Raw genomic sequence first — 12206 nt, 5'->3', positions numbered from 1 at the left:
TCTAAGAGTCGAGAACCTAAAACAACATTTCAAATTAGGATCTGGGCGTAATAAAATGTATAACAAAGCCGTAGATGGAGTCTCATTTACGATTTATAAAGGTGAAGTATTTTCACTAGTTGGTGAATCCGGATGTGGTAAAACCACAACCGGTAGAACCATTATTAAACTTTACAATTCTAGTGGTGGAGAAGCATTTTTCCATGGCACTCGTATTGTAAGTGATGTTAAGGCTGCAAAAAAACAACATAAAGAAAATATGAAGAGAGCAAAATCTGCTAAAATTGAAGAAGCAGAAAAACTTCAAGAAGCATTAGAAAATCAAGTTATTAATAAAGAACTACATGCTGAAAAAACTGATGAAATTAATGCTCAATATGAAAAAGAAAAAAATGCTTCTTTAGAAGTATTTAGACTTGCAAAAAGAGACAAAAAATTCGAAAAAAATGTTAGTGATCATGCAGTAGATGCTAAAAAGAACTTAAAGAGCTTCCCTGAATATGTAGAAATCAATAAGAAATATGATGATTTAAAAGTTGATTTAAAAAAAGAAGCTGATCAATTAAAAGAAGAAGCTGCACAATCTAAAAAAGCATTGGCAGAAATGTCAAAAGAAAATAAAGATGTTTATCAACAAGCAAAAAAAGCACATCAAGCACTTGTTGAAAAAGCTGATAATGCTGTTAAAGAATTAAAATTAAATGGTATCCGTAGAAAACAAGATTTATCAAGTCTTCAATATAATCTTATTCATGAAAACAAATTATTAATGCGTAGAATGCAAATGATTTTCCAAGATCCTATCGCATCTCTTAATCCAAGAATGACTGTAAAAGAAATTATTGCAGAAGGTTTAAGAATTAATGGATATAAAAATGAAAAAGTTATTGATGACAAAGTTAAAGATGCTTTAAAGACTGTTGGACTAGTACCTGAACATGCAAGTCGTTATCCTCATGAATTTAGTGGTGGACAACGTCAACGTATCGGTATTGCGCGTGCATTAGTTGTCGAACCATCATTTATTATTGCTGATGAACCTATATCAGCTCTTGATGTTTCTATTAGAGCACAAGTTATTAATCTACTTAATGATTTAAGAGAAGAAAAAGGCATAACTATTATGTTTATTGCCCATGATTTATCTGTAGTTAAGTATTTTAGTGACCGTTTAGCAGTTATGTATTTTGGTAAGATTGTTGAAATTGGAAATAAAGATAAAATCTTTGATAACCCAATGCATCCATATACATTATCACTTATGGCTTCAATTCCTCAACCAGACCCATTATTTGAACAACAAAGAGGTAAGACTCATAGATATAGTCCTCAAGATGAACATGATTATTCTAAAGAAGGACCAACTTTAAGAGAAATAGAAGAAGATCATTTTGTGTTGTGTAATACTGAAGAGTATAAGAAATATAAGAAACAAGCTACAAAATAATGAAAATTTTTAGACTTATTCTAATTTTTATATCCCTTTTACTTATCGCAGTGTTATTACATTTATGGATATATGGATCAACTTTAACCTCAACCAATGCGTCTAATGTTTTATTTGTAGTTGGGATGATCACATTTCTTCCTACAATTATTGCAATGACTCAGTCATATAAAGTTTTTCAAGGGTTTAATTATGCATTTAGATCGTTTTTATCAACTGCATTTAGACAAACATATCCAAAATTTAGTGATTATAAAAATGAAAAAGATGTAACCATAAAAACAACCATATTTTTAGAAATGTTTATTGCATCATCTATTTTGGTTGTTGCAGGTATTATCCTTTCGGTGGTAGCGTTAAGATGAATGATGTAAAAAAAATAAATAGACAATTCTTTATGAGCTTGATGATGATGATCGGTGTAGTGATTCTTGCTGCAGCAGGTATCGTACTTCTTTATATATTCGTTAAGAATGAGAATATTACTTATCCAGTAACACTTTTAATCTTTATAGGTTTAATCATTGGTGGATCGTTATTTAAAAACCGACTTGATAGAATCACAAATATGTCATATTTAGTTCGTATTAGAGAAAGTCAAGGGCAACCTTTACCTATCACACAACTTGTTAATTTTAATACAAGTTCAAATTTATTTAAAAAGAACGGATTTGACAAATATCAAGACAATGAAACATTTACGATTTATTATAAATGTGAGTTAGACCATATTAAGAAAATTTTTAGAAATAACATTCTTACTGTTATGGTTTTAATAAAAAATAAAAATACAGACTTTTACTTAGATCGAATTGATAAAGAAATAAACAAATTAAGAGATCAACTCTTTAAAGAAAAGAGAAAAGTAAATAGAATAATCATCACTCAAATTAAAGAAATTGATGAGTTAGATGATAAAACAAGAGATATGATTAAAGAAATAATATTTGTTCGTACGAAAAGTTTTGTGATTTCTACGATTAATATTGGGATTTATAGACCACAGCATATTGCAGTAATGCTTTATTCTAATACATATAGCCCGAGCTTATATTATAAATATCATCTTGATGAAATCCGAAACATTTTATAGTAATGCTTGGAGGGCAATTTCATAGAACTAAAAAAAGATGCTAGGTACTTTGTACCTGGCATTTTTTTGCATAAAAAAAGCTTTATCAAATGATAAAGCTTAATATGTATTATTTGTTATCTAAACTCATTTTTAAGTAAATCTTAACAGCAAGTACAATACTTACAATAACGCCTATAAATGTTGATACAATTCTGTAACTTCCTCTATTTAAATCAAGGAAGACAATATTTAAGATAAACAAACCAATAAATGTAACTAATGAGATACAAACTAAAGTGAACAATAACTTATATGTGCCTTTAAAAAATGATTTTGTAACTGATTGACTACGAGATTGGTATAAATTGTAAGCAGGTATAATACCAGATGCTACAATAATGAATCCTAAAATAGAAATACCCATTTCAATTGAGCCAAGTTCATCATATCTAAATGTGAATAAGTTAATGGACAAGAATGCAATGATTGCTAATACAATAAATAAAATATAAATATACATATCATATAAAAATACGTCATATTGATGTTTTTTCTCATCTGCTAATACATAATCTTTTGACTTAAATAAAAACATTTGGAATATAAGCGCTTCTACAAAGAGAATTGCTTCAGAATTAAATCCACCAAAGATTGTTGTAATATAAGACAATGTCTTATAATTCATTGCTGAGAAATCAAAAACTAAATTAGGATTACCATAAAGTATATTATTTCTTATGATTTCAGCTGTATCATATAATAAAACATATTTATACATGAATAAGCTGAAGAAGTAAGCAATGATTGTAAAGAATCCTAAATAGATCATAATTCTTAAACTAGATTTATTAAGCTCAAAGTCTGATTTGTTTTGCCAAAGCATTAAAACTATAAAAATAAACAGAAAAATGGAAGTTTTTAAATAAATAAATATATCAGGCAACCCATATCCTTCTAGGATTGGAGAGACATATATATTTGAAACAATCGTTCCCATATCAAATAGTAATATAATCCCGACAACTATAGTTAATAATGATAATTTGTTATTAATTTTATCTAACATATTTAACACCTACTTATGTAATTTTCTTTTTGCAAGAAGTCTATTTAATGATATCATGAAGAACGGTAAATGTCCATATTTAAAACTTATAAATAAAAAAAGAACTCCAAAAGTGGAGTTCATTTTAGGGAGTTACCTTTTTAAGATGATATTCGTGGATGGCAGTCCAAATAACATCATACGTTAGGTAAACGTTGTATTTTGGGAGAAAAATACAATTACTTTGTGAGTCAACCATAAAGGGGTTAACTACTACATGTATATAATATCACATTTTTTTGAAAGTCAATGTAAATTTACATAAAATTTTCATTGAAAACGTTTACTTAATTATACCCGTTTTTTTAGCATATAATTAGAAAAATAATGACTTATAGTATATAATAGACATGGTAATTTAAGGAGGTCAATATGGCAAAATTAGAAATAAAAAATCTTCATGTTGAAATTGAAGGTAAAGAAATATTAAAAGGTGTAAATTTAACCGTTAATTCTGGTGAAGTTCACGCAATTATGGGTCCAAATGGAACAGGTAAATCAACCCTGGCGAGCGCTTTAATGGGCCATCCAAAATATGAAATCACTGAAGGTGAAGCATATTTAGATGATCAAAACATTTTAGAGATGGAAGTTGATGAAAGAGCACGTGCTGGTTTATTCTTAGCAATGCAATATCCAGCTGAAGTTCCAGGTGTTACAAATAGTGATTTTATGCGTCAAGCATTAAAAGCAACTTCTGGCAAAGATGTAGGCTTGTTTGAATTCGCATTAAAATATGAAAAAATGGTCGAAGAGTTAAAAATGAGACCAGATTTAGCACATCGTTATTTAAATGAAGGCTTTAGTGGTGGAGAAAGAAAAAGAAATGAAATTCTTCAACTAAAAGTATTAAAACCAAAATTTGCAATTTTAGATGAAATTGATTCAGGACTTGATGTAGATGCATTAAAAATTGTTGGTGAAAATGTTAATGATATGGTTGACGAAAACTTTGGATGTATTTTAATTACACATTATCAAAGAATTTTAGATCATATAACACCAACTAATGTGCATATCATGATTGATGGAAAAATTGTATTAAGTGGCGGAAAAGAGTTAATAGGCAAAATTGATACAAATGGATATGAATGGATTACAAAGGAATTAGGAATCAAGATAACTGAAGAGGAAGCATAATGGAATCAATTATTATTAAAAATAAAAAGATTCTTACAGATATTCCTAAAGATTTTATTTTTGAAGATCATAAACTTACTATTCCTAAGAACAAACAATATCCTGAACCTATAAAAATAACTTTACAAGATGACAACAATGATTCATTAACAATTGTTGTATCTGAAAATACAAGTATAAAAATTATTTTAGAAGTTGCTAGTCAAGATGCTTTAGAAAATAATTATAAATTAAACCTTATCGCAAAAGAAAACAGTCATGTTAAATATTTACTTGTAAGCGAACTAGCAAGCGAAAAAGCTCTTTTAGAGCATTATTTCACTGCAGAGCGTTTCGCTTCACTAGATTTGATTGGAGGCTTTGTATCCAATGTAATCGAGGCTAAAATGCATGTTGACTTAGTAGGAGAAGGTGCAGAAGTGAATATGAGAGCTGTTGCGGTATCTTCAGATAACCACAATCAGACTATCGATGTACTTATTGTACATAAAGCACCTAATACATATGGTAATATGACAAATATTGGTATTGCTAATAAACAAGGTAAGATTATATTAAATGGTGTTGAAAAAATTGAGAAAGGTATGAAGAACGCAAATGCTTTCCAAACCTTAAAAGGTATTATTACTTCTGATTCAGCTGTTGTAGAAGTAAACCCAATTTTATTAATTGATGAATATGATGTAAAAGCTGGTCATGGCGCAACCATTGGTAAAATAGAAGAAGATCAACTTTATTATCTACAAAGCAGAGGGCTTAACCGTAAGGAAGCGGAAAAGTTAATCATTAATGGATTTTTACAACCAATCATCGATGAAATTGATGATGAACCATTAAGAGATAGATTTGTGAATCTTGTCAATTCAAGAATATGATAGACGTAAAAGCGATTCGTAAAGATTTTCCAATATATGATAGAGAGCCTAAACTTACATATCTAGATTCTGCGGCATCTTCCTTAAAAGTGAAATCAGTTATAGATCATGTAGATCATTATTATCAAGCTTTAGGTGTTAATGTACACCGTGGCGCATATGATCTTGCATATGAAGCAACTAGACTATATGAAGAAGCTAGAACTACTGTTTCTAAATTTATAAATGCGCAGGAAAATGAGATTGTATTTACCAGAGGGACAACTACATCTCTAAATATGATTGCAAATGCATATAGAGATTTACTAAAAAAAGATGATGAGATTATCGTAACTGAATTAGAGCATCATTCATCTATTTTACCTTGGATGGTAATAGCTCAGAAAACTGGAGCAGTTTTAAAATATGTACCTTTAACAAAAGAAGGACGCATTACTGTAAAAGAATTCGAAAAAGTATTGACAGATAAGACAAAAGTGGTTGCAATCACTTATGTTTCTAATGTCATGGGATATGTTACACCGATTAAAGAGATTATCGATTTAGCGCATAAAAAAAGCGCTGTCGTTATTCTTGATGCAGCTCAAGCAGTTCCACATATGGCTGTCGATGTAAAAGCCTTAGATGTTGATTATCTAGCCTTTTCAGGACATAAAATGTTTGGTCCATCAGGTGTAGGTGTCTTATTTGGCAAAAATGAATTGTTAAATATGCTTCAACCGGTTGAATATGGTGGAGAAATGGCTGATGAAGTTTTTAAAGATCATGCAACTTTCAAAGATGCACCTTTAAGATTTGAAGCAGGGACTCCAGTTATAAGTGGTGCCATTGGTTTAGCAGCAGCTATCCGCTATATTGAAAATATTGGATATGATGATATACATGATCATACGATTGCTTTAAAAGAGTATACACTTAAAAAGTTAAAAGAATTAAAAGGAATTACAATTTATAATGAAACTTCAGATATATCTACCATAACTTTTAATGTTGATGATATACATCCACATGATATCGCAACGATGCTTGATCAATATCAAGTAAGCGTAAGAGCTGGACATCATTGTGCACAACTTGTCTCTCGATTTTTGGGAGTTAATTCTACACTTAGAGTATCATTTCATATCTACAATGATTTTAATGATTGTGATGTATTGATTTCAAGTTTGAAGGCTGCACAAGATTTCTTTTTAGCATTTTAAAAAAGGAGACAAATTATGAATATAGAACAATTATATAGACAAGTCATTATGGAACATTACAAATACCCTAAAAATAAAGGATTTGTAGCTGATCCAAGTTATATGACAGTTCATTTAAATAATCCAAGCTGTGGTGATGAAATGACAGTGCAAGTGAAGGTTGAAGATGATAAAATAACAGATGTCAAACACCAAGGAACAGGATGTTCTATATGCTGTTCAAGTGCGAGTGTAATGAGCCAAACATTGATGAATCAATCAGTGACTGATGCGCAACATATAATCCACGAGTTTTATGAACTTATTAAGGGATATCCATATAATCCAGATATTCTTAAAGGAGATGCTATTGTATATCAAGGTGTCTCACAATTTCCAGCTAGAATAAAATGTGCTACGCTTGCGTGGAAAGCATTAGAATTAGGATTAAATAAAATAAAGGAGGACGATCAAAAATGATGGACGATAATAAAAAGAAAATAGACGACATTGTCGGTGACTATAAATTTGGATTTAAAACAGAAAATACGCCCGTTATCAATACAGGTAAAGGGCTTAATGAAGAGATTGTACGTGCAATCTCTGGATATAAAAATGAACCAAAATGGATGCTTGATTTTAGATTAAAAAGTTATAAGAAATTCTTAGAACTTGAAAATCCAAAGTGGGGACCAGATTTATCATTTATAAAATTTGATGAAATTACATATTTCTTAAGAGCGAGTGATCGAGCAGAAACAAGCTGGGATGAAGTTCCTAAAGAAATTAAAGATACATTTGAAAAACTAGGAATTCCAGAAGCAGAAAGAAATTTCTTAGCAGGTGTTTCTACTCAATTTGAAAGTGAAGTAGTTTATCATAATACGATGAAAGAATTAGATGATCTTGGTGTGATTTATGTAGATACAGATACAGCACTTCGTGATCATCCTGAATTAGTTAAAAAATACTTTGGTAAAATGATACCTTATAGTGATAATAAGTATGCTGCATTAAATAGTGCTGTATGGAGTGGTGGTTCATTCATTTATATTCCTAAAGGCGTAAAAGTAGAAAAACCATTACAATCATATTTTAGAATTAACTCAGAACAAATGGGTCAATTTGAAAGAACATTGATTATTGTTGATGAAGGTGCATCTGTCAATTATGTTGAAGGATGTACAGCACCTACATATACAAAAGATTCCCTACATGCTGCAATTGTTGAAATTGTTGTTGAAAAAGATGCGACATGTAGATATACAACAATCCAAAACTGGAGTAATAATGTTATTAACTTAGTTACTAAACGTGCATTTGTTTATGAAAATGGACATATGGAATGGATTGATGGCAATATCGGATCTAGTGTAAATATGAAATACCCATCTTGTATACTTTTAGGCGAAAGAGCAAAAGGAACTACAATTTCAATTGCGTTTGCTGGTAAAGGACAAATTCAAGATGCAGGTGCAAAAATGATCCATGTTGCACCAAATACAACATCAACTATTATTTCAAAATCTATTAGCCGTGGCGGTGGATCTGTAAATTATCGTGGTAAAGTTGATTTTGGTAAAAAAGCTAAAGGTGCTAAAGCACATGTTGAATGTGATACCATCATATTAGATGATTTCTCATTCAGTGATACGATTCCAACAAATGTTGTAAGAAACAGTGATGTTTTCTTAGAACATGAAGCAACTGTTTCTAAGATAAGTGAAGAACAATTGTTTTATTTGATGAGTCGTGGACTTACTGAAGCAGAAGCAACTGAAATGATTGTCATGGGTTTTATTGAACCATTTGCTAAAGAACTTCCAATGGAATATGCGATTGAATTAAATCAATTAATTAAACTTGAGATGGAAGGTTCAATTGGATAAAATAACATAAATTATGTAAAAAGATATTTGATATGTGTCAAATATCTTTTTTTTATCACCATTTTAGCGTAAAATAGAATAAAGTATTGTATAATTAATGAAATTATAATGATTGGAAAAGATTATGAAAAGAAAACTTTTGATTGTTGTCATTTTAATCGTATTCTCAATTGGACTATCATCTTGCATTAAGGAAATGACTTATGATGATCTTCTTTTAGAGTACCAACAAGACATACAAGCTCGACAAGCGATCTATCAAAAGTATGTTGATATTTATGATGAGCTTTCTACAACAACTATACAATCCGTTGTAAAAGTCACTAAAAAGGTTTCTCTTTCTTCGATAACTTCAGTAGGGTCTGGTTTTATATTTTTTGAAGATTTACAATCCTATTATGTATTAACAAATCACCATGTTGTTTATACTGATACCACTCAAACGACAACAATTACAATTACTGATTATTTAGGTAAAGATCATACAGCAACATTATTGGCTTTAGATAGTCACTATGATTTGGCTGTTCTATCATTTTCTAAAACAAATTTTGACGTAAATCCTTTATCATTTAGTGAACATACATTAGTATTTAAAGATATGGCAATTGTCATGGGCTATCCTAACGGACAAATAAATTCTATTACAACTGGTGAGTTGGTAGATTTTGATAAAATAAATATTTCAAATGAAACAGACGAGAGCGGTGTGGATTTTGATGTTTTAATTATGGATGTTCCTGTAGAAACGGGAAGTAGTGGCAGTGTAGTTCTTGATGAAAATTACGAAGTTGTTGGTATTATTTATGCTGGGAACTTTATAGATTCAAATGAAACTTCAGAATTTTCATTTGCAATACCTACAGCTATGATTTTTGAGTTTTTTGATTTAAATGATATTCCTTATCAAGAAGAGGTGGTATCATGAAAAAAATCAGTTTATTAATCATGTTTCTTGCGCTAACTTTAGTTATTCAAGGATGTCAATTATTAGTTTTTGAAGAAAACACATTTGAATATCGTCAATTATCAGATCAATATAACGAATATGTGATGAATGATATCATAAATTTTGATGACTTTATGAGTTTCATGAATGAAGCAAGCAATGTCACTGCTACATCAGTCTTTATGATCGAAACTGATATATTAGATGTTTTTAATCGGGTAACGACTACATATCATGGAACAGGAACACTCTTTTTTGATGATGTTAGTTATTTATATATACTTACTACGTTTCAAGTCATTGATTTAAATAGTAGACGTGTACACTATTTTGTAACAGATGCATATGGAGAAAAAATGCCTGCAGAGATATTTGCAGCTGATTCAACTCTAGGATTAGGAATATTAAGAGTTGATAGAAACTCTAAAGACTATGAGGTAATCAATTTTGCTTCATATTTGCCTTTATCAGATGAATTAGTCTTAATGATCTCAGATAGTTTTCCAACACAAAATATACAAAAATTAGGTTATTTTCTTTATCAAGATGAAACTTCATATATGGAAGTAACTTCATCACAAAACGCTAATGGTGCTCCTATATTTAATTTGAAACTTGAAATGATTGGTATTCAGTATTTATATGGAGATACATATGTTCAAATCATAGATTATAATACAATAGATGATTTTATCAGACCATTATTACCAATTTAAAGAAATACACATAAGGGATGGGTTTAATGTATAGTTATTTACTTATTGAAAGTAAAGAAAATATTGATGCTTATCAAACAACGATTATTTCGTTGTTTTCTGAGTTTATCAATTTTACTAAGATTGAAGTGTTAGATCATCAAATATGGTTATACTATGAACAAGAGCTAGACATATCTTTAAAAGAGGTAATTCTAAATTTATCTCAAGATACACTTGTTGATTTCAGATTATATCAATCATTTAAATATGATTCATTAAAAAAATTAGAAGAAAATAGATTATTTATAACACAGAAACTTAAAGATATCAGCTTTAATTCATATGTATTTATGGATGATCAAATCATTGTTAAACATTTTATAAAAACACTTGATCAAACATTCAAAATTCAGATATTAAAAAAATATTATCTCAATCAAGTGATGTTAGATACAGTAAAAACATATTTAGAATCCAACCAAAATATGAGTGTTGCAGCTAAGTCGTTGTATATTCATAGAAACACACTTATTCAACGATTGGATAAGTTTTATCAAGCAACTGGATTTGATGTTAAGAAGTTTATCGATGGATTTTTAATATATCAGCTATTATTAATAAGATAAAAGTGTGCAACTTGCACATTTTTTTATTGAAATAAAATTGTTATAATATAAGTACGTTAGTAAATGAAAGGAAAAATGGTATGGCAACTTTACAATTAAAAGATATTAATAAAGTATATCCTAATGGTGTACAAGCAGTTTTTGATTTCAATTTAAAAATTAAAGACAAAGAATTTATTGTTTTTGTAGGACCTTCTGGTTGTGGTAAATCAACAACACTTAGAATGATTGCAGGATTAGAAGAAATTACATCAGGTGAATTATATATTGATGAAGAAATGGTGAATGATAAAGCACCTAAAGATCGTAATATCGCAATGGTATTCCAATCATATGCACTTTATCCTCATATGACTGTTTATGATAACATGGCTTTTGGATTAAAATTAAGAAAAATGCCTAAAGATGTTATTAATGAAAAAGTTTCAGATGCAGCTGAAGTTTTAGGACTTACACCTTATTTGAAACGTAAACCTAAAGCCTTATCAGGTGGGCAAAGACAACGTGTTGCCTTAGGTAGAGCTATCGTTCGTAATGCTAAAGTATTCTTAATGGATGAACCATTATCAAACTTAGATGCTAAACTCCGTGTTCAAATGCGTGGAGAATTAATTAAATTACATAATAAGATTGAAACTACAACTGTTTATGTAACCCATGACCAAATTGAAGCGATGACAATGGCATCAAGAATTGTTGTTATGAAAGATGGTTATATCATGCAAGTTGGTGCACCAAAAGATATTTATGATAATCCAGAAAATATGTTTGTTGCTGGATTTATTGGAACTCCACCTATGAACTTTATACATGGTAAAATTGATAAAAAAGGTTTATTTGTAGCTGGCGAACATACAATTCAAGTACCTGAAGATAAAATGGATATGATTAAAGCTAATGGCTTATTAGAAAAAGAAATCGTTTTAGGTATAAGACCAGAAGATATTCATGATCAAGAAGTTGTAATGAATACTTATCCAGGAGCAGTGATTAAAGTTACAGTTGATGTTGCAGAATTATTAGGCTCAGAAACTAATATTTACACAGTAGTTAATGAATCAAATATTTGTGCTGTAGTTAACGCAAGAGCTAATATTAGTATTGGTGACAAGATTAAATTAGCACTTGATATGAATAAAGCACATTTCTTCAATCCTGAAACTGAATTAGTTTTAAAACCAAAAGAATAATAAAAAGGCCATTGGCCTTTTTTTTTGAGGA

At 29.6% G+C, this 12206-nt stretch carries 12 protein-coding genes and 2 pseudogenes; 13 read left to right on the top strand and 1 reads right to left on the bottom strand.

Annotated features, from left to right (window positions below):
* Positions 1-55: 55 nt before the first annotated feature.
* The 4 genes and pseudogenes from MPAN_RS09090 to MPAN_RS07490 form a co-directional block, all read left to right on the top strand.
* Positions 56-364 (top strand): annotated as a pseudogene (locus MPAN_RS09090) (ATP-binding cassette domain-containing protein); the annotation flags it as partial.
* Between the two features lie 327 nt (positions 365-691).
* Positions 692-1447, top strand: a pseudogene (locus tag MPAN_RS09085) (ATP-binding cassette domain-containing protein); the annotation flags it as partial.
* Positions 1447-1812 (top strand): DUF3899 domain-containing protein, encoded by a 366-nt coding sequence (locus MPAN_RS07495; RefSeq protein WP_176239229.1) that lies wholly within the window; start codon positions 1447-1449, stop codon positions 1810-1812. The pseudogene MPAN_RS09085 and the gene MPAN_RS07495, both read left to right, overlap by 1 nt.
* Positions 1809-2540 carry a hypothetical protein gene (locus MPAN_RS07490; RefSeq protein WP_176239228.1) on the top strand — a complete coding sequence of 244 codons (732 nt, stop codon included), beginning with the start codon at positions 1809-1811 and terminating at the stop codon, positions 2538-2540. The genes MPAN_RS07495 and MPAN_RS07490 overlap by 4 nt, the downstream gene beginning before the upstream one ends.
* A 109-nt stretch (positions 2541-2649) precedes the next feature.
* On the opposite strand, the gene MPAN_RS07485 is transcribed toward MPAN_RS07490, so the two are convergent.
* Positions 2650-3588 carry a hypothetical protein gene (locus tag MPAN_RS07485; protein ID WP_176239227.1) on the bottom strand — a complete coding sequence of 313 codons (939 nt, stop codon included), beginning with the start codon at positions 3586-3588 and terminating at the stop codon, positions 2650-2652.
* Positions 3589-3999: 411 nt separating this feature from the next.
* Between MPAN_RS07485 and sufC the strand changes: the two genes are divergently transcribed.
* The 9 genes from sufC (at position 4000) to MPAN_RS07440 (ending at position 12175) form a co-directional block, all read left to right on the top strand.
* The gene (gene sufC, locus MPAN_RS07480) at positions 4000-4767 is read left to right on the top strand and encodes a Fe-S cluster assembly ATPase SufC (RefSeq protein WP_176239226.1); all 768 of its coding nucleotides are present in this window, start codon (positions 4000-4002) and stop codon (positions 4765-4767) included.
* Positions 4767-5642: a SufD family Fe-S cluster assembly protein gene (locus tag MPAN_RS07475; RefSeq protein WP_176239225.1), complete on the top strand. Its 876-nt coding sequence runs from the start codon at positions 4767-4769 to the stop codon at positions 5640-5642. Before sufC ends, MPAN_RS07475 begins: the two co-directional genes overlap by 1 nt.
* Positions 5639-6844, top strand: a complete 1206-nt coding sequence (locus MPAN_RS07470) for an aminotransferase class V-fold PLP-dependent enzyme (protein WP_231756765.1) — start codon at positions 5639-5641, stop codon at positions 6842-6844. Before MPAN_RS07475 ends, MPAN_RS07470 begins: the two co-directional genes overlap by 4 nt.
* A 15-nt stretch (positions 6845-6859) precedes the next feature.
* On the top strand, positions 6860-7303 hold the full coding sequence (gene sufU, locus MPAN_RS07465) for a Fe-S cluster assembly sulfur transfer protein SufU (RefSeq protein WP_176239224.1): 444 nt from the start codon (positions 6860-6862) through the stop codon (positions 7301-7303).
* Positions 7303-8712: a Fe-S cluster assembly protein SufB gene (gene sufB / locus MPAN_RS07460; protein ID WP_176239383.1), complete on the top strand. Its 1410-nt coding sequence runs from the start codon at positions 7303-7305 to the stop codon at positions 8710-8712. Before sufU ends, sufB begins: the two co-directional genes overlap by 1 nt.
* Positions 8713-8836: 124 nt before the next feature.
* Complete coding sequence (locus MPAN_RS07455; protein WP_176239223.1) at positions 8837-9640, top strand: S1 family peptidase; 804 nt, start codon at positions 8837-8839, stop codon at positions 9638-9640.
* A complete protein-coding gene (locus MPAN_RS07450) occupies positions 9637-10377 on the top strand; it encodes a S1 family peptidase (protein WP_176239222.1) in 741 nt (246 codons plus the stop codon). The genes MPAN_RS07455 and MPAN_RS07450 overlap by 4 nt, the downstream gene beginning before the upstream one ends.
* 26 nt (positions 10378-10403) lie before the next feature.
* A complete protein-coding gene (locus MPAN_RS07445; RefSeq protein ID WP_176239221.1) occupies positions 10404-10985 on the top strand; it encodes a helix-turn-helix domain-containing protein in 582 nt (193 codons plus the stop codon).
* 80 nt (positions 10986-11065) lie between these two features.
* Positions 11066-12175, top strand: coding sequence for an ABC transporter ATP-binding protein (locus MPAN_RS07440; RefSeq protein ID WP_176239220.1), 1110 nt, complete (start codon positions 11066-11068; stop codon positions 12173-12175).
* Positions 12176-12206: the final 31 nt, after the last annotated feature.

Source organism: Mariniplasma anaerobium, from assembly GCF_016865445.1.
Taxonomy (GTDB): domain Bacteria; phylum Bacillota_I; class Bacilli_A; order Acholeplasmatales; family Acholeplasmataceae; genus Mariniplasma; species Mariniplasma anaerobium.
This window is presented reverse-complemented; position numbering and strand designations above follow the sequence as displayed.

What these genes read in the sequence shown, in the direction of transcription:
- MPAN_RS07490 (WP_176239228.1), top strand. Translation starts at nt 1,809, where the DNA reads ATGAATGATGTAAAAAAAATAAATAGACAATTCTTTATGAGCTTGATG.
- sufU (WP_176239224.1), top strand. Translation starts at nt 6,860, where the DNA reads ATGAATATAGAACAATTATATAGACAAGTCATTATGGAACATTACAAA.
- MPAN_RS07455 (WP_176239223.1), top strand. Translation starts at nt 8,837, where the DNA reads ATGAAAAGAAAACTTTTGATTGTTGTCATTTTAATCGTATTCTCAATT.
- MPAN_RS07485 (WP_176239227.1), bottom strand. Translation starts at nt 3,588, where the DNA reads ATGTTAGATAAAATTAATAACAAATTATCATTATTAACTATAGTTGTC.
- sufB (WP_176239383.1), top strand. Translation starts at nt 7,303, where the DNA reads ATGGACGATAATAAAAAGAAAATAGACGACATTGTCGGTGACTATAAA.
- MPAN_RS07445 (WP_176239221.1), top strand. Translation starts at nt 10,404, where the DNA reads ATGTATAGTTATTTACTTATTGAAAGTAAAGAAAATATTGATGCTTAT.
- MPAN_RS07440 (WP_176239220.1), top strand. Translation starts at nt 11,066, where the DNA reads ATGGCAACTTTACAATTAAAAGATATTAATAAAGTATATCCTAATGGT.
- MPAN_RS07470 (WP_231756765.1), top strand. Translation starts at nt 5,639, where the DNA reads ATGATAGACGTAAAAGCGATTCGTAAAGATTTTCCAATATATGATAGA.
- MPAN_RS07495 (WP_176239229.1), top strand. Translation starts at nt 1,447, where the DNA reads ATGAAAATTTTTAGACTTATTCTAATTTTTATATCCCTTTTACTTATC.
- MPAN_RS07475 (WP_176239225.1), top strand. Translation starts at nt 4,767, where the DNA reads ATGGAATCAATTATTATTAAAAATAAAAAGATTCTTACAGATATTCCT.
- MPAN_RS07450 (WP_176239222.1), top strand. Translation starts at nt 9,637, where the DNA reads ATGAAAAAAATCAGTTTATTAATCATGTTTCTTGCGCTAACTTTAGTT.
- sufC (WP_176239226.1), top strand. Translation starts at nt 4,000, where the DNA reads ATGGCAAAATTAGAAATAAAAAATCTTCATGTTGAAATTGAAGGTAAA.